Genomic DNA, 24,835 nt, shown 5'->3' with positions numbered 1-24,835 from the left:
TGAATGATCTCTATCTTGCGACGTGGCCTGTTGGTGTTGCTCGCGGCGCTGCCGTTGATGGCTAACGCCACGGCTGCGCCTTCGGCCCATGACATCATCCAGGACACGACGACCCGGTTGTTGGCAGACCTTTCCGCCAACAAAGAGAAATACAAGCAGGACCCCAGTGCTTTCTATGACGCGCTGAACGGCATCGTCGGCCCCGTGGTGGACGCCGACGGCATCTCCAAGAGCATCATGACCGTCAAGTACTCGCGCAAGGCGAGCCCGGCGCAGATGACCCGCTTCCAGGAGAACTTCAAGCGCAGCCTGATGCAGTTCTATGGCAACGCCTTGCTTGAGTACAACAACCAGGGCATTACCGTTTCGCCGGCAAAGGATGAAAACGGCAACCGCACCAGCGTTGACATGCAGGTCAAGGGCAACAATGGCGCGATCTACCCTGTTTCCTACACACTCGAAAAAATCAACGGCGAGTGGAAGGTGCGCAACGTGATCATCAATGGCATCAACATCGGCAAGCTGTTCCGTGATCAGTTCGCCGACGCGATGCAGCGCAATGGCAACGACCTGGACAAGACCATCAATGGTTGGGCCGGTGAGGTCGCCAAGGCCAAGGACGTGGCCGAAGAAGCCAAAGAGAAGCAGGCACAATGATCGAGTCGGTGAGTGAGTCGGCCGTTCGTCTGGATGAGGCTGGCGTGCTGATGCTCAGTGGCGTGCTGGATTACCGCACCGGCCCGGCCCTGCGCAAGCAGGGCCAGGCGCTGATCAAGTCCGTCAGTGCCACCGAGGTGGTCATTGACTGCTCGGCGGTGCAGAAGTCCAGCAGCGTCGGCCTGTCGCTGCTGCTGTGCTTCATGCGGGACGCCAAGGCCGCCGGCAAGACGTGGAGCATCCGTGGGATGCCCGAAGACATGCGCGAAATAGCCCAGGTCAGCGAACTGACCGAGCTGTTGGCGCACCCCTGACCCACATCGTTGGAAAAGTCCCCCCGTCAGAGTCCTGCTTCGCGGGGTTCGCAGGCGCGGGGCTTTTTTGTATGATGTGCGACCCGCGCGCACAGGGCGCCGATTGAGGTTGAGCATGCAGGCTGTAGAAGTGAAGAGCTTCCTAGAAGGAAAGCTGCCTGGTACGCAGGTGGAGGTTGAAGGCGAAGGCTGCAACTTCCAGTTGAACGTGATCAGCGATGAACTGGCGGCGTTGAGCCCAGTGAAGCGTCAGCAGAGCATCTATGCCCATTTGAACCCATGGATCGCCGATGGCAGCATCCACGCGGTCACGATGAAATTTTTCAGCCGCGCGGCCTGGGCCGAGCGCACCTGAGCCCAAGGGCCTCGAGATTCTTATGGATAAACTGATTATTACCGGCGGCGTTCGTCTTGATGGCGAAATCCGTATTTCCGGGGCAAAGAACTCCGCCCTGCCGATCCTCGCCGCGACCCTGCTGTGCGACGGTCCCGTGACCGTAGCCAACCTGCCGCACCTGCACGACATCACCACGATGATCGAGCTGTTCGGCCGCATGGGCATTGAGCCGGTGATCGACGAGAAGCTCAGCGTCGAGATCGACCCGCGCACCATCAAGACCCTGATCGCCCCGTACGAACTGGTGAAGACCATGCGTGCGTCGATCCTGGTATTGGGCCCGATGGTCGCCCGTTTCGGTGAAGCCGAAGTCGCTTTGCCTGGCGGTTGCGCCATTGGCTCGCGTCCGGTGGACCTGCACATTCGCGGCCTGGAAGCCATGGGCGCGGTGATCGACGTCGAAGGCGGCTACATCAAGGCCAAGGCGCCGGAAGGCGGCTTGCGCGGCGCGCACTTCTTCTTCGATACCGTCAGTGTGACCGGTACCGAGAACATCATGATGGCCGCCGCACTGGCCAAGGGCCGCAGCGTGCTGCAAAACGCCGCGCGCGAGCCTGAAGTGGTCGACCTGGCGAACTTCCTGATCGCCATGGGTGCCAAGATCAGCGGCGCCGGCACCGACACCATCACCATCGATGGCGTCGAGCGCCTGCATTCGGCCACCTACAAAGTGATGCCAGACCGGATCGAAACCGGCACCTACCTGGTGGCCGCAGCCGTCACCGGTGGCCGCGTCAAGGTCAAGGACACCGATCCGACCATCCTTGAAGCCGTCCTGGAGAAACTCAAGGAAGCCGGTGCCGAAGTCACCTGCGGCGAAGACTGGATCGAAGTGAACATGCACGGCAAGCGGCCAAAGGCCGTCAACGTGCGGACCGCTCCGTACCCGGCGTTCCCGACCGACATGCAGGCGCAGTTCATCTCCCTCAACGCCATTGCCGAAGGCACGGGCGCTGTGATCGAGACGATCTTCGAAAACCGTTTCATGCACGTCTACGAACTGCACCGCATGGGCGCCAAGATCCAGGTCGAAGGCAACACGGCCATCGTCACCGGCACCGAGAAGCTCAAGGGCGCGCCAGTGATGGCCACCGACCTGCGGGCCTCGGCCAGCCTGGTGATCTCGGCCCTGGTTGCCGAAGGCGATACCCTGATCGATCGCATCTACCACATCGACCGTGGCTACGAGTGCATCGAAGAAAAACTGCAGATGCTCGGCGCCAAGATCCGCCGCGTACCGGGCTAGTTCCGGCTGCATGGCACAAGGACGTGCCCGTTGATTTCGTTTCACATCGAGGGTGTTTGCACCCTCGATGTGTGTCCGGCGCCGCTTGCGACCGGGCATGAGTACCTTGATAAGGACTGACGTTTCCCATGTTGACCATCGCACTGTCCAAGGGCCGCATCCTTGACGACACCCTGCCGCTTCTGGCTGAAGCGGGCATCGTGCCGACCGAGAATCCGGACAAGAGCCGCAAGCTGATCATCCCCACGACCCAGGCCGACGTGCGCTTGCTGATCGTGCGTGCCACCGATGTGCCGACCTACGTGGAACATGGCGCCGCCGACCTGGGCGTTGCCGGCAAGGACGTGCTGATGGAATACGGCGGCCAGGGCCTGTACGAACCCCTGGACCTGCAGATCGCCCGCTGCAAGCTGATGACCGCCGGTAAAGTCGGCGCGCCGCAGCCCAAGGGGCGTTTGCGCGTGGCGACCAAGTTCGTCAACATTGCCAAGCGTTATTACGCCGAGCAGGGCCGTCAGGTGGATATCATCAAGTTGTACGGTTCGATGGAGCTGGCGCCGCTGATTGGGCTGGCGGACAAGATCATCGACGTGGTCGACACCGGCAACACCCTGCGGGCCAATGGCCTGGAACCCCAGGATTTCATCGCTGACATCACCTCCCGGCTGATCGTCAACAAGGCTTCGATGAAAATGCAGCACGCCCGTATCCAGGCTTTGATCGATACCCTGCGCAAGGCAGTGGAATCGCGACACCGCGGCTGATTCACCTGCGCGACCTTGAGTCGCGCCCGTCTATCCGTGTCATAGCCAATTTTCTCAGGTGCCCACGCGAATGGACTGGTAGCTTAGGGCGCCTGAGCATTTGCCATTAATGAGGCCCTCGCTATGACCGCTCCCACTTCGATTCGCCGACTCAATGCTGCCGACCCGGATTTCGCACATCATCTGGATCATCTGCTGAGCTGGGAAAGCGTGTCTGACGACTCGGTCAATCAGCGGGTGCTGGACATCATCAAGGCCGTGCGCGAACGTGGCGATGCCGCCCTGGTGGAATTCACCCAGAAGTTCGACGGCCTGCAAGTGGCGTCCATGGCCGACCTGATCCTGCCGCGCGAGCGCCTGGAACTGGCCCTGACCCGGATCACCGTGCCCCAGCGCGAAGCCCTGGAAAAAGCCGCATCCCGGGTACGCGACTATCACGAAAGGCAGAAACAGGACTCCTGGAGCTACACCGAAGCCGACGGCACCGTGCTGGGCCAGAAGGTCACGCCGCTGGACCGCGCCGGCCTGTACGTGCCGGGCGGCAAGGCGTCCTATCCGTCCTCGGTGTTGATGAACGCCATCCCGGCCAAGGTCGCCGGCGTGACCGAAGTGGTCATGGTCGTCCCGACCCCGCGCGGTGAAATCAACGAACTGGTGCTGGCCGCCGCCTGCATCGCTGGCGTGGACCGGGTGTTCACCATCGGCGGTGCCCAGGCCGTGGCTGCGCTGGCCTATGGCACCGAAAGTGTGCCGCGGGTCGACAAGGTGGTCGGCCCGGGCAATATCTATGTCGCCACCGCCAAGCGCCACGTGTTTGGCCAGGTCGGCATCGACATGATCGCCGGCCCTTCGGAAATCCTCGTGGTGTGCGACGGCCAGACCGACCCGGACTGGATTGCCATGGACCTGTTTTCCCAGGCTGAGCATGACGAAGACGCCCAGGCGATCCTGGTCAGCCCGGACGCCGAGTTTCTCGACAAGGTCGCCGCCAGCATCGACAAGCTGCTGCCGACCATGGACCGCGCCGAGATCATCAATACGTCGATCAATGGCCGTGGCGCGCTGATCAAGGTCCGCGACATGGAGCAGGCCATCGAAGTCGCCAATCGTATCGCGCCGGAACACCTGGAATTGTCGGTCGCCGACCCACAGGCCTGGTTGCCGCAGATCCGTCACGCCGGTGCGATCTTCATGGGCCGTCACACCAGTGAGGCCCTGGGCGACTATTGCGCAGGCCCCAACCACGTGCTGCCGACTTCCGGCACCGCGCGCTTCTCGTCGCCGCTGGGGGTGTATGACTTCCAGAAACGTTCGTCGATCATCTTCTGCTCCGAGCAGGGCGCCTCCGAACTGGGCAAGACCGCTTCGGTGCTGGCCCGTGGCGAATCGCTGAGCGCCCACGCGCGCAGTGCCGAGTACCGCATTCTTGATGAGAATTCCGTTAAAGGGCAGGGGAACTGAAATGAGTAAATTCTGGAGCCCGTTCGTCAAGAACCTGGTGCCCTACGTGCCGGGCGAACAGCCAAAGCTGAGCCGCCTGGTCAAGCTCAACACCAACGAGAACCCCTACGGCCCATCGCCCAAGGCCTTGGCGGCGATGCAGACCGAGCTGAACGACAACCTGCGCCTGTATCCGGATCCCAACAGCGACCTGCTGAAAAGCGCCGTGGCCCGCTATTACGGCGTGCAGAGCAACCAGGTGTTCCTGGGTAATGGCTCGGATGAAGTGCTGGCGCACATTTTTCACGGCCTGCTGCAGCACGACCAGCCGCTGTTGTTCCCGGACATCAGCTACAGCTTCTACCCAGTGTATTGCGGGTTGTACGGCATCCAGTTCGATGCGGTGCCGCTGGATGAGCAGTTCCGAATCGACCCGGCAGACTACGCCAAACCCAATGGCGGGATCATTTTCCCCAACCCGAACGCGCCGACCGGCTGCCTGCTGGCGCTGGAAGCGGTCGAGCAAATCCTCAAGGCCAGCCCGGATTCGGTGGTAGTGGTCGACGAGGCCTATATCGACTTCGGCGGCGAGACGGCCATCAGCCTGGTGGATCGCTATCCGAACCTGCTGGTGACCCAGACCCTGTCCAAGTCCCGGTCCCTGGCGGGGCTGCGCGTGGGCCTGGCGGTGGGCCATCCGGACCTGATCGAAGCGCTGGAGCGGATCAAGAACAGCTTCAACTCCTACCCACTGGATCGCCTGGCGAATGTCGGTGGCGCGGCGGCGTTCGATGATCGCGAATATTTTGACCGGACTTGCCGGTTGGTCATCGAGCACCGCGAATGGGTCGTGGCCCAACTGCAGGCCAAGGGCTTTGAAGTGCTGCCCTCGGCGGCCAACTTCATCTTCGCCCGCCATCCCCGGCACGATGCGGCAGGGTTGGCGGCGAAACTGCGGGAGCAGGGTGTGATCGTGCGGCACTTCAAACAGGAGCGGATTGCCCAATTCCTGCGGATCAGCATCGGCACACCGGAGCAGAACCAAGCGCTGATAGACGCCCTCGGCGAACTCTAAACCCTGCATTGAACCTGTGGGAGTCTGTGGGAGCAAAGCTTGCTCGCGATGGCGTAGTGTCAGTCACCTCAATGTTTGGCTGGACTGACGCTATCGCGAGCAAGCTTTGCTCCCACAGTTTTTTGGGGGGTTCGCAATATCGGCATGCCACCGCCAATCCCCTGTGGGAGCAAGCCCGCTCGCGGTGGCGTAGTGTCAGTCACTTCAAGGCTGGCTGAACGGACGCCATCGCGAGCAAGCCCAGCTCCCACAGTTTTTTCGGGCGTTCGCAAGATCGGCATTTCACCGCCAATCCCCTGTGGGAGCAAAGCTTGCTCGCGATGAGGCCTTTGGATCAGACCCTGAACTGATTGATCAACCGCCGTTGCTGCTCCGCCAGTTTGGTCAACCCGGCGCTGGCCGCGCTGGATTCGTCGGCGCCGCTGGCGACTTCGCTCGCCACTTGCCCGATGTTGATCACGTTGCGGTTGATGTCATCGGCTACGGCGCTTTGTTCTTCGGCGGCGCTGGCGATCTGGGTGTTCATGTCGTTGATCACCGACACGGCCTGGGTGATCGTTTCCAGGGCCTGGGCCGCTTTCGCCGCTTGCTGCACGCTTTCGTCGGTGCGGTTCTGGCTGTCTTCCATCACCCGCACCACGTCCCGGGTGCCTTGTTGCAACTGTTGGATCATCGTCTGGATTTCTTCGGTCGCCTGTTGTGTCTTCTGCGCCAGGTTGCGCACTTCATCGGCGACTACCGCGAACCCACGGCCCTGTTCACCGGCCCGGGCGGCCTCGATGGCCGCGTTGAGGGCCAGCAGGTTGGTCTGCTCGGCAATTCCGCGGATGGCGGTGAGGATCGCGTTGATGTTCTCGCTGTCCTTGGCCAGGGTCTGCACCACACCCACCGCCTTGCCGATCTCCACGGCCAGGGCACCGATGGAGGTGGAGGTGTCCCGCACGATCTGCATGCCCTGGCTGGCAGCCTGGTCTGCATGACTGGCGGCCTGGGCGGCTTGGGTCGCGTTGCGGGCCACGTCCTGGGCGGTGGCGGTCATTTCGTGCACGGCGGTGGCGACCTGATCGATCTCCGACATCTGCTTTTGCACACCCTGGTTGGTGCGGATCGCAATATCGGCGGTGTGCTCCGACGAATCGCTGACGCTCTGCACCGAGGTCACCACCTGGGTGATCATGCCCTGCAACTTGCTCAGGAAGGTATTGAAGCCCCTGGCGATCGCCCCCAGTTCATCGGCGCGGTCGCTGACCAGGCGACGGGTCAAGTCGCCTTCGCCCTGGGCGATGTCATCGAGCATCGCCACCATTTGCTTGAGTGGCCGGGCAATGCCGTGGCCCACCAGCCAGATCACCAACAGACCGATGCCGGCAATCACCAGGCCCACCATCGCCATGCCGAAGATGTCGGCCTGGCGTTGATGGTCGAGGTCTTTCTGCAGCGCTTGCAGATCGGCCATGACCGCGCTCAGCGGCAATTGCAACATCAGCGTCCAGCGGGCGTTGGTCTCGCCGATGCCGAACGGCATGTACACCTCGATATGCCCGTGTTCTTCGTCGATGTCGTAGCGCACTTCGCCGACGCCCAGCTTGGCCAGGTTATCCAGTTCGCTGGCGTCCAGCAGATCGCTGGCTTTTTCCCCGAGCTTGCTCGGGTCCTTGGTGAAGGCCACCAGCCGGTTGTTGCTGGAAAGCAAGGCCATTTCCCCGGCACCGTCGTACAGCTTGCCATCGGCGGCCACGAGCATGTCCTGGATGAAGTTCACCGACAGATCGGCGCCGACGATGCCCTGGAACTTGCCATCGATCATGATCGGTTCGATGAACGAGGCGAGCATGGTCATCGTGTTGCCGACGCGATAGGGTGCCGGGTCGATCACGCAGGCTTTCTTGCTGTCCTGGGAGCACAGGTAGTACTCACTGGCGCGGATGCCGGTGGACAGCAGTTTCTGATCGGTCACATCGGCGAGTTTTTCCAGGCCCAGAGTGCCGTCCTGGTTACGGAACCACCACGGCAGGAAACGCCCGTTGGTTTCCATGCCCACCACCTGGCTGTTCACATAATGGGTGTCGTCGTGGTCGATGGCGTTCGGCTCCCAGGCGATGTAGGCGCCGAGGATCTTCGGATTGCGCACCACGGTCTCGCGCAACAGACTGATCATTTGCTCGCGGGACACCTTCAGTTGCGGGTTGCCGTCCGCGCCGTTCATGCCCATCAGGGCGTTGCTGGTGGCCAGGCCGCGGGCGAGCAGCAGCGGGGCTTCCAGTTCCCGCTGGATCAGGCTGGCCTGGGTGCGGGCCAGGGCGCCGAGGCGTTGTTCGATGAGCTGTTCGAACTGCGCCTTGGTCCGCTGTTGCACCATGTCCTGGGTGCGCGCGCCGGCAAACAGCGCATACAGCACAAGGGCGCCCACCACGCTGAGCACGATGGCGCCGGCCAGGGCAGCCACGGAAAACTGGATCGATTTGAATTTCATAAAGGCTCCGGACGCGGAAATGACGTCTGGAGTGGTTATCGGCGTTTCTGTGGCGCGGCATGAGGCGCTGTTCGTCGGCTGACTGTTTTAGCTGCGTGAGTGTCGCAAATGGACTGAGTGAGGGCCTGTCCGAAAAAATCTGCAATCCCTCGTTCTGTATCTGGCGCCGATACAAATCAAGGCCTAGGATACGCCCACGTTTCCAGGGAGCTTCTTTTACATGAACAAGACATTGAGGGTGAGTGCTCTGAGCGCGGCGCTGCTGCTCGCCGGTTGCCAGTCGGTCAATACCACCAGCGGCGGAGCCGTGGGCGTGGAGCGCAAGCAGTACATGTTCAGCATGCTGTCGACCGATCAGGTCAACCAGATGTATGCCCAGTCCTATCAAAAGACGATGGGGGAGGCGAAAGCCCAGGGCGCGCTGGACAAGACCAGCAACGACGCCAAGCGCATCCAGGTCATTGCCGACCGCCTGATTGCCCAGGCACCCGTGTTCCGCCCGGATTCGGCGCAGTGGAATTGGGAAGTGAACCTGATCAAGAGCGATGAACTCAACGCCAATTGCGGTCCTGGCGGCAAGATCATGTTCTACACCGGCCTGATCGACCAGTTGAAGCTGACCGACGCTGAAATTGCCGCGATCATGGGCCACGAAATCGCCCACGCCCTGCGCGAGCACGGGCGCGAAGCGATGTCCAAGGCCTATGGCATCGAGATGGCCAAGCAAGGCGCCGGCGCCTTGTTCGGCCTGGGCCAGGACAGCCTGGCGTTGGCCGACACCGTCGCCAACTACGGCATGACCTTGCCCAACAGCCGCGGCAACGAGAACGAAGCCGACCTGATCGGCCTCGAACTGGCCGCCCGCGCCGGCTACGACCCGAACGCGGCGATCACCTTGTGGAACAAGATGGCCAAGGCCTCGGAAGGCGCGCCACCGGAGTTCATGAGCACCCACCCGTCGTCGAGCAGCCGTATCGCTTCGTTGCAGGCGGCGATTCCGAAGGTGATGCCGCTTTATCAGCAGGCCAAGAAGTAAGCATCGTCAAGGGGTGAAACTGTTTTTGTGGCGAGGGAGCTTGCTCCCGCTGGGTTGCGAAGCAGCCCTAAGCTTTTGCGGCCGCTGCGCGCCCGAGCGGGAGCAAGCTCCCTCGCCACAACAGCTTCAAACCCACCCACTACTCTGCATCGCCTTGTACACCGCCACGATCGCCAGGACGAAGAATGCCGAGGCGGCCAGGCGGCGGATCAGGGTCAGGGGCAGTTTCTCGGCGGCGAAATTGCCCGCCAGGACCACCGGCACGTTGGCAATCAACATGCCCACGGTGGTGCCGATGATCACCAGCCACAACTCCGGGTATTGCGCGGCGAGCATCACCGTGGCGATCTGCGTCTTGTCGCCGATTTCCGCCAGGAAGAACGCAATCAGCGTAGTCAGAAATGGTCCGAACTTGCGGGCCGTGTTCGCTTCTTCATCGTCCAGTTTGTCCGGGACCAGGGTCCACAGCGCCGTGGCCGTGAAGCTGGCCGCCAATATCCAGTGCAACATCGCGTTGGAGAAAAACCCGCTGACCCAGGCCCCTACGGCCCCGGCGGCTGCGTGGTTGGCGAGTGTCGCGGCAATGATGCCGGCGATGATTGGCCAGGGTTTGCGAAAACGAGCGGCCAGGATGAGCGCGAGCAATTGCGTCTTGTCGCCGATTTCGGCCAGCGCAACGATCGCCGTGGGTACGAGGAGTGAGTCCAGCATCAGGAATTCCTAAAGGGGCGGGTCGACACGGCTATGACACGTACAGCCTTCCCGCCCCGGGTAAGGTGTGCGTGTCATAGGTCTTGTCAAACCCAGCGGCCATCTGTGTGGACGCTTGGGCCGCATACGCCATGGTCTGCTGACCAAGTATGTTGACGTATGCCGGGCGAGCATGGCGCTCGCGGGAGACTACTCCCCTAGGACGGAGCGGATTCTGCCTAGGCAAATCCGATTGAGCAAGTGCTGTTGCCTAAAAGATTTCAACCGCGCTTGGCCCGGTAGATACGAAAGCCCTGGCCTTCGGCCTTGATGGCGCAGACGCCCAGATGTTCCTCGATCAGTGGCTGGTACTTGAGGAAACTATTGGCAACCAGCCGCAGTTCGCCACCGTTTTTCAGATGTTTGGCTGCTTTTCGCAGCAGGTTTTCCGTGGCGTGGTAATCGGTGTGCACGCCGACATGGAACGGTGGGTTGCTCAGGATCGCGCTCAAGCCCATCGGTGCGGCGTCGATGCCGTCACCAGTCAGCACCTCGGCCTCCAGGCCGTTGGCGGCCAGGGTCAGGCGACTGCTGGCGGCGGCGAATGCGTCCACGTCCAACAGCGTGACGGTGTTGTGCGGATAGCGCCGCTTGACCGCCGCCCCCAACACCCCGGCACCGCAGCCGAAGTCCAGCAAATGCCCGCTGGGCAGTTTATCCAGATGTTCCAACAGCAGCGCACTGCCGCGGTCCAGGCGACCATGGCTGAACACCCCCGGCAGGCTGATGACCTTCAACGGGCCTTCGGCCAGGGGCAATTCATAAGTCTGGGCCAGGCTTTCCAGGGGCTTGGCCTCGGGCGCGTTGGCGACGGTGACCTGCCACAGTTGGCAATGCCGCGCACTGTCGAGCTTGCGCGGCTTGCCGAACGGGTTGAGCTGTTTGGACGCGCCTTCGATACCGCTGCGCTTTTCCCCCACCAGGTACACCTCGCGCCCGGCCAGGCGCGCCGCCACGGCATTGAGGATGTAGTCGGTCAGGTCCTTGGCCTTGGGCAGGAACACCACAGCCGTGTCGAACCCACGCTCGGGGATGTTCACGCCAAAGTGGCTGCGCTCGGGGAAGCGAGCCTCCAGCGCGGCCTGATCCCCGGCATGCCAGCACCAGCCATGGGCTTGGGGCAAACGGCCGAGCAGGTCGTCGGCGGGCAGGCCGGCCAACAACACCGAGCCCTGGAATAACTCGGCCTGACGAAGCAGTACTTCACTGCGCGGATCCATGGTCTGCTCCTTGAAAAAAAGTGCGGCAGTTTATCAACTGACGACACGCCGCGCTGTACCGCTGAAAAAGCCTTGGGTGTTTTCGCTCATTTGCTCGACGATCCGTTGTCGCGCCTCGCGGCTGCCCCAAGCGTTGTGCGGGGTGACGATCAACCGTGGAATATCGCCGGCCAGCAGCGGGTTGCCCTGGGTCGGCGGCTCCACGCTGAGCACGTCGGTGGCCGCGCCCCCCAAGTGCCCGCTGCGCAGGGCCTCAGCCAGGGCCTGTTCGTCGATCAGGCCGCCACGGGCGGTGTTGACCACGAATGCACCGGGCTTGAGCAGCGCCAGTTCGCGGGCGCCGATGAAGTTGCGGGTGTGCTCGTTGAGCGGGCAGTGCAGGGTCAGGGCATCGACTTGTGGCAGCAGTTGTTCCAGCGGCAAGCGGTCGGGGCGGGCCGGACGCCCGGGGACCTGCCCCAGCAGCACACGCATGCCAAAGGCTTCGGCCAACCGCCCGACGGCGCTGCCCAATTCACCGTGGCCGAGCAAACCGAGGGTTTTGCCTTCCAGTTCGACAATCGGATAGTCCAGCAGGCAGAACTGCGAAGCCTGCTGCCAGCGACCTGCACCCACCGCCTTTTGATAGTCGGCCAGGCGCGTCGCCAGGTTCAGCAACAGCATGAGCGTGTGCTGGGCCACCGACGGCGTGCCGTAACCCTGGCAATTGCACACGGTGATGCCGTGGCTGCGGGCGGCGGCCAGGTCGACATTGTTGGTGCCGGTGGCGCTGATCAGGATCAACTTCAGTTCGGGGCTGGCCGCCATGGCCTGTGCATCGATCACGATCTTGTTGGTGATCGCCACGGTGGCACCCTTGAGCCGCTCGATGACCTGGTCCGGCGTGGTCCGGGCGAACAATTGCAGGTCGCTGAAGCAGCTGCGCAGCGGGCCCAGGTCCAGGTCGCCGAGGTCCAGGGAAGGGTGGTCGAGGAAAACTGCACGAGCGGTGTTCGTCATCAGCTGTACCTTTTATGTCAAGAACCGAAGGCGTAATGTGGCGAGCCTATCAGATGAAATGTGGCTGTGGCGGTGTGTACTCGTGGCGAGGCAGCAAGCGCTGGGCTCTGTAGGAGCTGGCGAAGCCTGCGATCTTTTGATCTTTTGATCTTTTGATCTTTTGATCTTTCGCTTGAGATTCAAGTGTCTGGGGAAAGATCGCAGCCTCGTTGCACTCGTCAGCTCCTACACAGCTCATACACAGCTCCTACGGCGCAGTCGAGTGGGAGCAAGCTCCCTCGCCACAGGGTTTCATCCAACAAAGATTGTCCCAAGGAGCTCCACCATGTACCTCACCGAATTCCTCACCGTCGCCCTGATCCACCTGCTGGCCGTTGCCAGCCCCGGGCCGGATTTTGCCGTGGTGGTGCGCGAAAGCGTGACCCACGGCCGGCGCGCCGGGACCTGGACGGCACTGGGCGTCGGCACGGCGATTTTCCTGCACGTGGGCTATTCGTTGCTGGGCATCGGCCTGATCGTCTCGCAATCGATCGTGCTGTTCAACGCGCTGAAGTGGGCCGCCGCCGCGTACCTGCTGTACATCGGCTTCAAGGCACTGCGGGCGCAACCGGCCAAGCCCACCGATGACAACTTGCACAAGGAGGCCGGTGAGCGTACCGCCCGCGGCGCGTTCACCTCGGGCTTCGTCACCAATGGCCTGAACCCCAAGGCGACGCTGTTTTTCCTGTCGCTGTTCACCGTGGTGATCAACCCACATACGCCGTTGGCCGTCCAGGCTGGTTACGGCGTATACCTGGCGGTGGCGACGGCCGCCTGGTTCTGCCTGGTGGCGCTGCTGTTCAGCCAGCAGCGGGTGCGCGCCGGTTTTGCGCGCATGGGTCACTGGTTCGACCGGACCATGGGCGCGGTGCTCGTCGCTATTGGGGTGAAGCTGGCGTTTACCGAGGCGCACTGATCCCGCTCTGTGTCGTAGCTGTGCAGGAGCTGTCGAGTGCAACGAGGCTGCGATCTTTCTCCTGACAATTGAGTCGTGAGCGAACGATTAAAAGATCGCAGCCTCGTTGCACTCGGCAGCTCCTACAGGTGCGCGCAGGTCCTGGACATGGCTCAGGGCTAGTATTGGCGCACTGATCAAATCATTCCTTCGGCTGATTTGATCAGTGTATAAGCGCTCTAGAGTGCTTACTTCCAGCCAAGACCGTGCAGTCAGAAAAGGGACTCTTATGTTGCAGACTCGCGTTATTCCTCCAGCCGAAGGCGCCTATCAATACCCGCTGCTGATCAAGCGGCTGCTGATGTCCGGCACGCGTTACGAGAAAACCCGCGAGATCATCTACCGTGACCAGTTGCGCTACAGCTATCCGACGCTGATCGAACGGGTCGCGCGGCTGGCCAACGTGTTGACCGAGGCAGGGGTCAAGGCCGGTGATACCGTGGCGGTGATGGACTGGGACAGCCATCGTTATCTGGAATGCATGTTCGCGATCCCGATGATCGGCGCGGTGATCCACACCATCAATGTGCGCCTGTCCCCGGAACAGATCCTCTACACCATGAACCACGCCGAGGACCGCTTCGTGCTGGTCAACAGCGAGTTTGTCGGTTTGTACCAGGCGATTGCCGGGCACCTGACCACGGTGGACAAAACCCTGCTGCTGACCGACCTGCCGGAAAAAACCGCCGACCTGCCGAACCTGGTGGGTGAATACGAACAACTGCTGGCCGCTGCCGCCCCGACCTACGACTTCCAGGATTTCGACGAAAACTCCGTCGCCACCACGTTCTATACCACCGGCACCACCGGCAACCCCAAGGGCGTGTACTTCACCCATCGGCAACTGGTGCTGCACACCATGGGCGTGGCGACCATCATGGGGTCTATCGACAGCGTTCGGCTGCTGGGCACCAACGACGTGTACATGCCCATCACGCCGATGTTCCATGTCCATGCCTGGGGCCTGCCCTATGTCGCGACCATGCTCGGGCTCAAGCAGGTCTACCCGGGTCGCTACGACCCCGAATTCCTGGTCCAGTTGTGGCGCAAGGAAAAGGTCACCTTTTCCCATTGCGTGCCGACCATCCTGCAAATGGTCCTCAATGCCAAGGGCGCCCAGGACACCGATTTCGGCGGCTGGAAAATCGTCATCGGCGGCAGCGCCCTGAACCGCAGCCTGTACGAAGCGGCCAAGGCCCGGGGCATCCAGCTCACTGCCGCCTATGGCATGTCGGAAACCGGCCCGCTGGTGTCCTGCGCCCACCTCAACGATGAACTGATGGCCGGTAGCGAAGACGAACGTACCACCTACCGGATCAAGGCCGGTGTGCCGGGCCCGCTGGTGGAAGCGGCGATCGTCGACACCGAGGGGCGCTTCCTGCCGGCCGACGGCGAGACCCAGGGTGAACTGGTGCTGCGCGCGCCGTGGCTCACCGAGGGCTATTTCAACGAGCCACAGAAGGGCGCCGAGCTCTGGGCCGGCGGCTGGCTGCACACCGGTGACGTCGCCACACTGGACAACATGGGCTTCATCGACATCCGTGACCGCATCAAGGATGTGATCAAGACCGGTGGCGAATGGATATCCTCCCTGGACCTGGAAGACCTCATCAGCCGTCACGTGGCGGTACGCGAAGTAGCAGTGGTCGGCATCCCCGACCCGCAGTGGGGTGAGCGGCCGTTTGCCTTGCTGGTGGTTCGCGAAGGGCATCAGCTCGGGGCCCGCGAACTCAAGGAACACCTCAAGCCGTTCGTCGAGCTGGGGCATTTGAGCAAGTGGGCGATCCCGAGCCAGATCGCCCTTGTTACGGAAATTCCCAAGACCAGCGTCGGCAAGCTCGACAAGAAGCGCATCCGCGTCGACATCACCGAATGGCAGAGCAACAACAGCGCCTTCCTCTCCACGCTTTAGGCCTTTTCTCCGTGCCCGAAAGGGCACGGCAGCCCCACCAAGCAAGCGCTTGACTTGTCAAACCGCAAATTTCAGCCATCCTTGCCGTGCCGACACCTGTCGGCCTGGCGAAAGGACTGTTCCAGAGTGGTCGGGGCCGCAAATCACACTTTAGAGGGATCAAGCCGTACTACCTGCTGGCTATAGTCCGCTAACGGATTCTCAGGAACGGGGCGCACGCACGAAAGGGCGATGCGACCTTGATGGATGTCGGGATGCTGTCGCTCCCTGCCATCGAGGTGTTCTTGAAAGGTCCACTGCCATAACAATAATGCACATGGAGTAGCGTCGATGACCTCAGCAACCACGTTCTGGCGCCGGGCAAAACTGCCTCTGGCGGTCAGTCTCGCCTCTTCGCTCGCCGGGCCAGCCTTCGGCGTCAGTTTCAACATCGGTGAAATCGAAGGCCAGTTCGACTCGTCCCTGTCGGTCGGCGCGAGCTGGTCCACGGCCAACGCCAACAAGGACCTGATCGGTGTCAACAATGGCGGCAAGGGTTTGTCGCAGACCTCCGATGACGGTCACTTGAACTTCAAGCGAGGGGAAACCTTCTCGAAGATCTTCAAGGGCATCCACGACCTGGAACTGAAGTACGGCGATACCGGCGTGTTTGTGCGCGGCAAGTACTGGTACGACTTCGAACTCAAGGACGAAAGTCGCCTGTACAAGGACATCAGCGACAGCAACCGCAAGGAAGGCGCCAAGTCCTCCGGCGGGCAGATTCTCGATGCATTCGTCTACCACAACTATGCCATTGCCGATCAGCCGGGTTCGGTCCGCCTGGGCAAGCAGGTGGTCAGCTGGGGTGAAAGTACCTTCATCCAGGGCGGCATCAACTCCATCAACCCGGTCGACGTGTCCGCGTTCCGTCGCCCTGGTGCCGAGATCAAGGAAGGCCTGATCCCGGTCAATATGTTCTACGTCTCCCAGAGCCTGACCGACAACCTGTCGGCCGAAGCGTTCTACCAGTTGGAGTGGGACCAGACCGTGGTGGATAACTGCGGTACGTTCTTCTCCCAGCCGGATGTGATTGCCGATGGGTGTACCGATAACCTGCGGGTACTGAACAAGCGTTCGACCATTCCGTTGCCGGGCGTCATTCTTCCAATCCTGGAAGGCCAAGGTGTTGATATCAACGAAGAAGGCGTGCTGGTACGTCGTGGTCCGGACCGCGATGCCCGCGACAGCGGCCAGTGGGGCGCATCGTTGAAGTACATGTTCGAACCGCTGGACACCGAGTTCGGTGCCTACTTCATGAACTACCACAGTCGTGCGCCGATTTTCAGTGCCCAGGGGGCAGCGCAGCAGTTCTACACTGCGGGGCCAATCGCGGCACTGCGTCCTCTGATCGTGGCAGGTAACTCCAACTACTTCGTCGAATACCCGGAGGATATCCGTCTCTATGGCCTGAGTTTCTCCACGACACTGCCTACCGGCACGGCGTGGAGCGGTGAGATCAGCTATCGCCCGAATGCGCCAGTGCAACTGAGCACCACTGACATTCTCTTCGCCGGTGTGACGCCGCTTCCCGGGTTTGGCGATGCATCGGTGCTCCAGGGCACGCCAGGCCAAGACCTGCATGGCTACAGTCGGAAGGAGATCACGCAGTTCCAGACCACATTCACGCACTTCCTGGATCAGGTCATGGGCGCCAGCCGCCTGACCCTGGTGGGTGAAATCGGGGTGACCCATGTCGGTGGCCTGGAAAGCAAATCCGACGCTCGTTATGGCCGCGATCCGGTGTTCGGGCCGGGCGAACTGCCCAACGGTTTCTGTAACTCGCTCAATACCTCGACTGCGGCGGGGGGCGGCCAGACCATCAACGACGTCAACAGCAACTGCAACAACGACGGCTTCACCACCTCCACCTCCTGGGGCTACCGCGCGCGCGCCATCTGGGAATACCCGGACGTCTTCGCCGGCGTGAACCTCAAGCCCAACGTGGCCTGGTCCCATGACGTCAAAGGCTACTCGCCAGGCCCTGGCGGCAACTTCGAGGAAGGCCGCAAAGCCGTGAGCCTCGGGCTGGATGCCGAGTACCAGAACACCTACAACGCCAGCCTGGCCTACACCAACTTCTTTGGTGGCGACTTCAGCACTGTGGACGATCGTGATTTCCTGGCGCTCAGCGTCGGCGTGACCTTCTAAGCACCGTATTTCAGGACGACACACTATGAAAATAACAAAGAATCTGTTGCAGGCCGGTGTTCTGGGGCTCTCCCTGCTGGCCGCCAGCGTCATGGCGGCAGTGCCTGCGGCCGAGGCCGATAAACTCGGCAAGAGCCTGACCCCGATGGGCGCCGAGATGGCCGGCAATGCCGACGGCTCGATCTCGGCCTGGAAACCCATGGCCAAGAATGCCGGTGCCGTGGACAGCAAGGGCTTCCTTGCCGACCCATTCCCGACTGAAAAACCGCTGTTCACCATCACGGCGCAGAACGTCGAGCAGTACAAGGACAAGCTCGCCCCGGGCCAGTACGCGATGTTCAAGCGTTACCCGGAAACCTTCAAGATGCCGGTCTATCCGACCCATCGCGGTGCCACCGTGCCGGACGAGGTGTTCGCCTCCATCAAGAAAAACGCGGTCAACACCAAGCTGGTCTCCGGCGGCAACGGCCTGGAGAACTTCGAGACAGCCGTGCCGTTCCCGATTCCCCAGAGCGGCGTGGAAGTCATCTGGAACCACATCACCCGCTATCGCGGCGGCAGCGTGACGCGCCTGGTTACCCAGGCCACCCCGCAGCCCAACGGTTCGTACAGCCTGGTGTACTTCCGCGACCAATTCGTGTTCCGCGACAAGATGAAGGACTTCGATCCGGCCAACCCGGGCAACATCCTGTTCTACTTCAAGCAACAAGTGACCGCGCCGGCGCGCCTGGCCGGTGGTGTGCTGTTGGTACACGAAACCCTCGACCAAGTGAAGGAGCCGCGTTCGGCGTGGGTCTACAACGCCGGCCAGCGCCGTGTACGCCGTGCCCCGCAAGTGTCCTACGACGGCCCGGGTACCGCCGCCGACGGCCTGCGTACCTCCGACAACCTGGACATGTACAACGGCGCGCCGGATCGTTACGACTGGAAGCTGGAAGGCAAGAAGGAGCTGTACATCGCCGCCAACAGCTACAAGATCGATTCGCCGCAACTCAAGTACGCCGACATCATCAAGGCCGGCCACATCAATCAGGACCTGACCCGCTACGAGCTGCGTCGTGTCTGGCATGTGACTGCGACGCTGAAGGAAGGCCAGCGCCACATCTACGCCAAGCGTGACTTCTTCATTGATGAAGACACCTGGCAAGCCGCGGTGATCGACCACTACGACGGTCGTGGCCAACTCTGGCGCGTGGCCGAGGCCCATGCCGAGAACTACTACGACAAGCAAGTGCCGTGGTACGCCTTGGAAACCCTCTACGACCTGCAGTCCGGCCGCTACCTGGCACTGGGCATGAAGAACGAAGAGAAATCGGCCTACGACTTCGGCTTCACCGCCACCACCGCCGACTTCACCCCGAACGCCCTGCGTCAGGACGGCATCCGCTAAACCGCTTTACCCGAGGCCGCATCCTCGAAGAAACGCCCCGACTGGTTCGGGGCGTTTTTTTGACCCACACAAAACCCCTGTGGCGAGGGCGCTTGCTCCCGCTGGGCTGCGCAGCAGCCCCAAACCAGCCTTCTCATTGTGTCAGGTACAACGCAGTCGCTGCCTTTGGGGGTTGCTTCGCAACCCAGCGGGAGCAAGCTCCCTCGCCACAAGAGCGGTGGCTGCCTAAGTTTTTTCAAGTCGGTCGGCGTGTAGTCTTTTTGTAGCCATTTGTAGCACTCCCTTCAATACCTCCTCGTTTACCGCTAGTCTGCGGACATCTGCAACGCCGCCACCCGCATTTCAACAAGAGCCGGCCATGACTGATTTGTCTTCACTTCCGGATTGTGCCCGCGCAGCCATCGCGGTACAGGACGGGCGTTTCTACCGCCCGCCCTTACCCGACGGCCATGTTCTGCGGCCGCGGTTGTGCGAGCGTTTGAGCGCAGGGCTCGGAGGCAGGTTGCTGTTGGTCAGTGCCCCGGCGGGGTTTGGCAAAAGCTCCCTGGCGGTGGAGTTCTGCCAGAGCCTGCCGGCCCATTGGCAAAGCCTGTGGCTGGGGCTCAGCGCCCGGGACAACGATCCGGGCCGCTTCCTGGAACGGTTGCTCGAAGGACTCCAGGCCTTTTTCCCGCAATTGGGCGGCAGGGCCCTGGGGCTGCTGAAAATGCGCCAGCGCCATCAACCCTTTGCCTTCGAAGAATGGCTCGACGGCCTGCTGGACGAACTGTCCACACACTTATCGCCCCACGAGCCCTTTCTGCTGGTGCTCGACGATTACCACCTGGCCCAAAGCCCGGTGCTGGATCGCTGCCTGCAATTTTTCCTCAATCACCTGCCCGACGGGATGCTGGTCCTTGTCACCAGTCGCCAGCGCCCGGATTGGCATTTGGCGCGCCTGCGCCTGTCGCGGCAACTGCTCGAACTCAATGAACAGGACCTGCGCCTGACCCATGACGAAGCCTTGACCCTGCTCCAACATCACAGCAGTTCGTTGCGCGGTGAGGCGCTGGAAAATCTTATCCAGCGCAGCGAAGGTTGGGTGGCCGGGCTGCGCTTCTGGTTGCTGGCCGCCTCCGAAGCCGGTACCGAAGGCCTGCTGCCCCAGGCCTTGCACGGCGGCGAAGGGCTGATTCGCGATTACCTGCTCGAAGAAGTCATCGACTGCCTGCCCGCCGAGGTGCAGGCATTTCTCTACGACACGGCCCCTCAGGAACGCTTTTGCAGCGAACTGTGCGACGCCGTGCGCGAAGCCCATGACAGCGCCGAGATCCTGCGTTACCTGGCGGCCCACCAGGTATTCCTGGTGCCGCTGGATGAGCACGGCCATTGGTACCGGTACCACCATCTGTTTTCCGACCTGCTGCGCAGTCGCCCCAGCGCACCGGCCATGGTCCCGGCCGCGACCCTGCACCTGCGGGCCTGCCGCTGGTTCAACGCCCAGGGCCTGATCGACGAAGCCGTGGAACAGGCGCTGCGGGCCGGGCACCTGGATGTGGCGGCGAACCTGGTGCAGAACCTCTCGGAAGAACAACTGCTGGCCGAGCAGAACGTCGGCATGTTGCTGCGCTGGAAAATGGACTTGCCCGACAGCCTGCTCATCAGCACCCCGCGGCTGATCGTGCTCTACAGCTGGGCGTTGGGGCTGGCCTGCCAGTTGGACGCTGCCGAAGAACTGGCGGCGCACTTGAGTCGTTTCCTGCCGGCTCCCTCGGCCACTGCGCAAAAATCCATGCTCGCCCAATGGCTGGCCCTGAGCGGAATCGTCGCCCGTGGCCGGGGCGATCGCGAGGCCACCGTGCGCTATTGCAGCGAAGCGTTGGAGAGCCTGCCGCAAAAACGTTACGGCCAGCGCCTGATGTGCCTGTCCACACTGTCGAACCTGGCGATTGCCGACGGCGACCTGTGGCGCGCCCGGAACCTGAACCGTGATTCCCTGGAGCTGGCGCAGCGGGTCGGTAATCCACTGTTCGAGGCCCTGGCCCATTACGATCGTGCCCGGGTCCTGCAGGCGCGGGGAGAGATCCTGCGGGCGCTGGATGAAGTGCACCAGGGCCTGCAACGTTTGCACAAGCTGTCGCCCCAGCGGCTTTATGCGGTGCGGGCGCGCTTGATCATGTACGAAGGTTTTTTGTTGACCTTGCGCCTGCAGCCCCAGGCCGGCTTGGCGCGTTTGCAGGCAGGCCTCACCGAAGCCCGCGCTTGCCGCGACATCAGCGTGCTGATCGGCCATTGCGTGATCGCGCGTATCGAAGGCTACAGCGGCGAGTTTGCCCGGGCCTTCGCCGAACTGGCTGAAGCCGAGCGCCTGATGCACATCTGGGATGTTCCGCCGATCTACTATCTGGCGATGATCACCCTGGTCAAGTGCGAACTCTGGTTGGCCCAGGGCCGCACCGACCTGGCCGAAGCCTGGCTGGCCCGGCTGGGCCAGACCTACACGGGCGAACGGGCCGCCGCCGCACCGGAATTCCACCCGCAACTGCCGCTGCATGTCGAGTTGCAACAGGCGGTGCTGGAGTCCATCCGGGGCCAACCGATACTCGCGCAAGGGCGGCTCGATGCCTTGCTCGAACACGGTCAGCAGAGTGGCCGGCAGATGCTCAGCGTGATGGCGCTCAACCAGAAAGTCGCCTTGCTGCTGAGTATCGGGCGTGAACCCGAAGCCCGTCGCACCCTGGCCCAGGCTTTCGAAGCCGCCAGCGGCGGGGTATTGCAGCCTTTCGAATGGTTGTTCGGCGAGCACCGTGAATGGTTGCGCGAACAACTGCTACAGGCACCACCCAGTACCTTGCGCGAGCATCTGCTCGAACGCCTGCCCTCGACGGTGGCCCAGCTCGCCGACCCAGCGGCGCCTGTCGAAACCCTCAGCAGTCGCGAGCGGGCTGTGTTGCAGCTGATTGCCCAAGGGTGCTCGAACCAGGAAATCAGCGAGCAGTTGTTTATCTCGCTGCACACCGTCAAGACCCACGCCAGCCACATCAACAGCAAACTTGGTGTCGAGCGCCGCACCCAGGCAGTGGCGCGGGCGAAGGCGTTGGGGTTGTTGGGCTGAGCGAGATTTTGGGAGCGGTGAGAAACTCCTGTGGCGAGGGAGCTTGCTCCCGCTGGGCTGCGAAGCAGCCCCCAACTGTTAACCTGACACACCGCGGTGGCAAGTGTAGGGTCGCTTCGCAACCCAGCGGGAGCAAGCTCCCTCGCCACAAAGGCTTTGACAAGGAATCCCTCGATGTTGCCCCTCTACAAAACCATCCAATCCCCCGTCGGCCAACTGATCCTCGTCGCCCGGGAGACACGGCTGGCGGCCATCCTCTGGGAAAACGAGCGGCTCAATCGGGTGCGGCTGGGGCCTTTGGAGGAGGACACCCAGCATCCGGTCCTCAAGGAAACCGAGCGTCAGTTGCTGGAATACTTCGCCGGCCAGCGCCGTCGTTTCGAGCTGCAACTGGACTTCGCGGGCACCGATTTCCAGATCCGGGTCTGGCAAGCCCTGTTGACCATCCCCTTCGGTGAAACCCGCAGCTACCGCGACATCGCCATCCAGATTGGCCAACCGACGGCGGTTCGGGCGGTCGGCGCCGCCAATGGCCGCAACCCCATCTCGATCATCGCCCCATGTCACCGCGTCATCGGCAGTTCCGGCAGCCTTACCGGCTTCGCTGGCGGTCTGGCGGCGAAACGGTTGCTGCTCAGCCTTGAAGGTCAGCAGAGCCTGCAATTGGCGTTCTGACCTGCCGACTTCCCTGTGGGAGCGAGCTTGCTCGCGATGACGGCGGCACAGACAGCATCATCGGCAATTGACCCACCGCTATCGCGAGCAAGCTCGCTCCCACAGGTGTTTGGGTGTGACTGCAATTTTTGCATCCGCTCCCACAGGTTTCAGGCTGATGGGGATTGGGGAGGCCGCATGCGCGTCGGCGGTTGGCCGTTGGCGTTGTGCTGGTAGATCTTCGTGGGCTGCCCCTGTTCGTTGAAGAACACCTGGCCAATGCCGGCACTGTTCCACAGCCGCTCACCGGCCTCGGCGTGTTCCGGGGTATGGGGGACGATGCGCATGCTGCGGCGCTTGGTGAACCAGTTCAAGGGCGAGCGCGGCGAGTACAGCCAGCGGTTCAGGCGATCGAACCATTCCAGCAGCGCAGGGGGAAATTCATTCTTGATGCCGCTGCTGGTGATCTGCCAGATGCGCGGACCGCCCTTGCGGTGTGGGATCAATACTTCGTAAACGAAGGAATAATGCACGTCCCCCGACAGCACCACGTAATTACCCGGCGTACGCGAGTGGCGGAAAATATTCAGGATCACCTGGGCCGCGCCGCGATGGGCCATCCAGTTTTCCGCATCCACCAGCAGCGGATAACCGCACCAGCTGAACACCCGTTGTACGGTCTCGATCAGCTTCACGCCGAAGATCGGCGCCGGTGAGACGATGATCGCCGAGGGGTGATCCAACAACTCCTGCTGCAACTCGCTCAGGGCCTCCCAATCCAGCAGGCCGGAAGGTTGCTTGAGGTTGTTCTCGCTGCGCCAGCGGCGGGTGCGGGTGTCGAGCACCACCAGGGCCGGGGTACTCGGCAGTACGTAATGCCATTGCTGGAAAGCCAGCAGGGTGTCGATCAGTTTGTCCTGTGGCTCACTGTCGAGGTAACGGTCCCGGGCGGTATCGCTCAGGGCCAAGGTTTGCGGCAGCACATCAACGAAGGCGTCCGGGTTGTTACCCCAGCCCTGGCAGAGCATGTAGGCGATCAACGCGTTGCCGATGATGCGTTTGGAGAAGGGATGGCCGTAGGCCGTTTCCTCCCACTGCGCAGACAGGTTCCAGTCATCGGTAATGTCGTGGTCGTCGAAAATCATCAGGCACGACAGGTGCGCAAACACCCGTGCCACGCTGCCCAGCCCGGTCTTGAACGCATCGATGCGCTGCTGTTCCAGGTCGTAGCGCTGGCGCCGTTCGACGGTCAATTCGGGCGGCTGCACGGTGATCAGCGTCCAAGGCACCGGCGACCACACCAGCAGGTACATCGCCATGACCTCGGCGAAAGTCACCAGGTGATTGTCGGCGCTGCTGCTGGTGAAAATCGGCTTGCGGGCCCCGCCGAAAAATCGCTCGCGCAGGGTTTCGTTGCTCTCAAGTGCGGGCAACAAATCGGCACGATGGTAATAACTGGCCGGGTGCTGATAGAGCTTGGCGCTGTCTTCCACCACGGCACCGTCCAGGCATTCCTCGAACAACCCCAAGCGTTCGATCAGCCCATGAATCGCGCGCAACATGGGGCCGGCGACGTCGTCGGCATAGACCTGGTCGCCGCTCATCATCAGCAGTGCCGGGCGCTGCTGCGGGGCTTGCGCCAGCAGCCGGTCGACGCAGAGCAGGCCGTCGTTGGCTGGGTAGTGGGGTTTGCGGCAAGAGCCGTGGACCAGTTGCTCGATGCGCGAATGCAGCAGGAAGTTCGGACACTGTGCGCCGTCATACAGCAGATGCGGCGCCCATTCGGCGATGGGCGCGCCGTCCACCAGCAAGTCGTAGTCGATCGTCACGTCCTGGGGCAGGGGGCTGTCGAGCCGCACATCGATCAGGTGCACAAACGCCTGCTGCCCCACCGGCACCACGGTGCAGCACGTCGCATCCAGTGCACGATCGCCCACGCCGGCCACGCGCAAGGTCAACGCCAAGGCTCGCGTGCCCACCAGCCACATCACCAGCCGCGTGGGCTCCAGCCGTCGCAACAGTGGGCCGACCAGGACGGCAGGCAGGGTGGGGGTGTCGGCAGTGGACGGCAGCATTCGTGGGTAAAAGCTCTGTTCGGGGAGAGGCGGGGATCATAACGCAATGTGCCGGGTTGCTGGGGCTGGGAGGCGTCGTGGTAACCCTGCTTTCGTGGCGAGGGAGCTTGCTCCCGCTGGGGCGCGAAGCACCCCCAAAACCTGACACCGCGGTGTGT

General features: G+C 62.3%; 19 protein-coding genes, 1 pseudogene and 1 riboswitch. Of the genes and pseudogenes, 14 read left to right on the top strand and 6 right to left on the bottom strand.

Annotation, left to right across the window (positions count from 1 at the left end):
• Nucleotides 1–3 precede the first annotated feature (3 nt).
• From LQ215_RS15000 to hisC, 7 genes are all read left to right on the top strand, one after another.
• Nucleotides 4–657: an MlaC/ttg2D family ABC transporter substrate-binding protein gene (locus tag LQ215_RS15000; RefSeq protein WP_230150974.1), complete on the top strand. Its 654-nt coding sequence runs from the start codon at nucleotides 4–6 to the stop codon at nucleotides 655–657.
• 8 nt (nucleotides 658–665) lie between these two features.
• Nucleotides 666–971: an STAS domain-containing protein gene (locus tag LQ215_RS14995; protein WP_230151015.1), complete on the top strand. Its 306-nt coding sequence runs from the start codon at nucleotides 666–668 to the stop codon at nucleotides 969–971.
• A gap of 115 nt (nucleotides 972–1,086) precedes the next feature.
• Nucleotides 1,087–1,326: a BolA family protein gene (locus tag LQ215_RS14990; protein ID WP_003221710.1), complete on the top strand. Its 240-nt coding sequence runs from the start codon at nucleotides 1,087–1,089 to the stop codon at nucleotides 1,324–1,326.
• A gap of 22 nt (nucleotides 1,327–1,348) precedes the next feature.
• Nucleotides 1,349–2,614: a UDP-N-acetylglucosamine 1-carboxyvinyltransferase gene (murA, locus tag LQ215_RS14985; RefSeq protein ID WP_018614024.1), complete on the top strand. Its 1,266-nt coding sequence runs from the start codon at nucleotides 1,349–1,351 to the stop codon at nucleotides 2,612–2,614.
• 128 nt (nucleotides 2,615–2,742) lie between these two features.
• Complete coding sequence (gene hisG, locus LQ215_RS14980; protein ID WP_058546605.1) at nucleotides 2,743–3,378, top strand: ATP phosphoribosyltransferase; 636 nt, start codon at nucleotides 2,743–2,745, stop codon at nucleotides 3,376–3,378.
• Nucleotides 3,379–3,501: 123 nt separating this feature from the next.
• Nucleotides 3,502–4,839 (top strand): histidinol dehydrogenase, encoded by a 1,338-nt coding sequence (gene hisD, locus LQ215_RS14975; RefSeq protein ID WP_230150973.1) that lies wholly within the window; start codon nucleotides 3,502–3,504, stop codon nucleotides 4,837–4,839.
• 1 nt (nucleotide 4,840) lies between these two features.
• Nucleotides 4,841–5,893, top strand: a complete 1,053-nt coding sequence (hisC, locus tag LQ215_RS14970; RefSeq protein WP_230150972.1) for a histidinol-phosphate transaminase — start codon at nucleotides 4,841–4,843, stop codon at nucleotides 5,891–5,893.
• A gap of 334 nt (nucleotides 5,894–6,227) precedes the next feature.
• Here hisC and LQ215_RS29770 read toward each other — a convergent pair whose 3' ends face one another.
• Together LQ215_RS29770 and LQ215_RS29765 are read right to left on the bottom strand one after the other, a co-directional pair.
• Complete coding sequence (locus LQ215_RS29770; protein ID WP_436839580.1) at nucleotides 6,228–6,971, bottom strand: methyl-accepting chemotaxis protein; 744 nt, start codon at nucleotides 6,969–6,971, stop codon at nucleotides 6,228–6,230.
• Between the two features lie 114 nt (nucleotides 6,972–7,085).
• Nucleotides 7,086–7,280, bottom strand: a pseudogene (locus LQ215_RS29765) (HAMP domain-containing protein); the annotation flags it as partial.
• A gap of 1,306 nt (nucleotides 7,281–8,586) precedes the next feature.
• Here LQ215_RS29765 and LQ215_RS14960 point away from each other — a divergent pair.
• Nucleotides 8,587–9,402, top strand: a complete 816-nt coding sequence (locus LQ215_RS14960; protein WP_230150966.1) for a M48 family metallopeptidase — start codon at nucleotides 8,587–8,589, stop codon at nucleotides 9,400–9,402.
• A 126-nt stretch (nucleotides 9,403–9,528) separates the two neighbouring features.
• Here LQ215_RS14960 and LQ215_RS14955 read toward each other — a convergent pair whose 3' ends face one another.
• From LQ215_RS14955 to LQ215_RS14945, 3 genes are all read right to left on the bottom strand, one after another.
• Complete coding sequence (locus LQ215_RS14955) at nucleotides 9,529–10,113, bottom strand: TMEM165/GDT1 family protein (RefSeq protein ID WP_058543354.1); 585 nt, start codon at nucleotides 10,111–10,113, stop codon at nucleotides 9,529–9,531.
• Between the two features lie 88 nt (nucleotides 10,114–10,201).
• Nucleotides 10,202–10,324: riboswitch (yybP-ykoY riboswitch) on the bottom strand.
• 49 nt (nucleotides 10,325–10,373) lie between these two features.
• A complete protein-coding gene (locus LQ215_RS14950; protein WP_230150963.1) occupies nucleotides 10,374–11,372 on the bottom strand; it encodes a class I SAM-dependent methyltransferase in 999 nt (332 codons plus the stop codon).
• 33 nt (nucleotides 11,373–11,405) lie between these two features.
• Nucleotides 11,406–12,371, bottom strand: coding sequence for a 2-hydroxyacid dehydrogenase (locus LQ215_RS14945; RefSeq protein ID WP_230150960.1), 966 nt, complete (start codon nucleotides 12,369–12,371; stop codon nucleotides 11,406–11,408).
• 325 nt (nucleotides 12,372–12,696) lie between these two features.
• Here LQ215_RS14945 and LQ215_RS14940 point away from each other — a divergent pair, with 325 nt between their 5' ends.
• From LQ215_RS14940 to LQ215_RS14915, 6 genes are all read left to right on the top strand, one after another.
• Nucleotides 12,697–13,326, top strand: a complete 630-nt coding sequence (locus LQ215_RS14940) for a LysE family translocator (RefSeq protein WP_230150957.1) — start codon at nucleotides 12,697–12,699, stop codon at nucleotides 13,324–13,326.
• Nucleotides 13,327–13,594: 268 nt separating this feature from the next.
• A complete protein-coding gene (locus tag LQ215_RS14935; RefSeq protein WP_230150955.1) occupies nucleotides 13,595–15,277 on the top strand; it encodes a fatty acid--CoA ligase in 1,683 nt (560 codons plus the stop codon).
• 330 nt (nucleotides 15,278–15,607) lie between these two features.
• Nucleotides 15,608–17,464, top strand: a complete 1,857-nt coding sequence (locus tag LQ215_RS14930) for a DUF1302 domain-containing protein (RefSeq protein ID WP_230150953.1) — start codon at nucleotides 15,608–15,610, stop codon at nucleotides 17,462–17,464.
• Nucleotides 17,465–17,489: 25 nt separating this feature from the next.
• Nucleotides 17,490–18,854, top strand: a complete 1,365-nt coding sequence (locus LQ215_RS14925) for a DUF1329 domain-containing protein (RefSeq protein ID WP_230150952.1) — start codon at nucleotides 17,490–17,492, stop codon at nucleotides 18,852–18,854.
• Between the two features lie 358 nt (nucleotides 18,855–19,212).
• A complete protein-coding gene (locus LQ215_RS14920) occupies nucleotides 19,213–21,948 on the top strand; it encodes a LuxR C-terminal-related transcriptional regulator (RefSeq protein WP_230150951.1) in 2,736 nt (911 codons plus the stop codon).
• Nucleotides 21,949–22,122: 174 nt separating this feature from the next.
• Nucleotides 22,123–22,623 carry a methylated-DNA--[protein]-cysteine S-methyltransferase gene (locus tag LQ215_RS14915; protein ID WP_230150950.1) on the top strand — a complete coding sequence of 167 codons (501 nt, stop codon included), beginning with the start codon at nucleotides 22,123–22,125 and terminating at the stop codon, nucleotides 22,621–22,623.
• 149 nt (nucleotides 22,624–22,772) lie between these two features.
• Here LQ215_RS14915 and LQ215_RS14910 read toward each other — a convergent pair whose 3' ends face one another.
• The gene (locus tag LQ215_RS14910; protein WP_230150949.1) at nucleotides 22,773–24,677 is read right to left on the bottom strand and encodes an alkaline phosphatase D family protein; all 1,905 of its coding nucleotides are present in this window, start codon (nucleotides 24,675–24,677) and stop codon (nucleotides 22,773–22,775) included.
• Between the last annotated feature and the right edge of the window lie 158 nt (nucleotides 24,678–24,835).

The sequence above is a fragment of the Pseudomonas brassicacearum genome, from assembly GCF_918698105.1.
Lineage (GTDB): Bacteria > Pseudomonadota > Gammaproteobacteria > Pseudomonadales > Pseudomonadaceae > Aquipseudomonas > Aquipseudomonas brassicacearum_F.
This window is presented reverse-complemented; position numbering and strand designations above follow the sequence as displayed.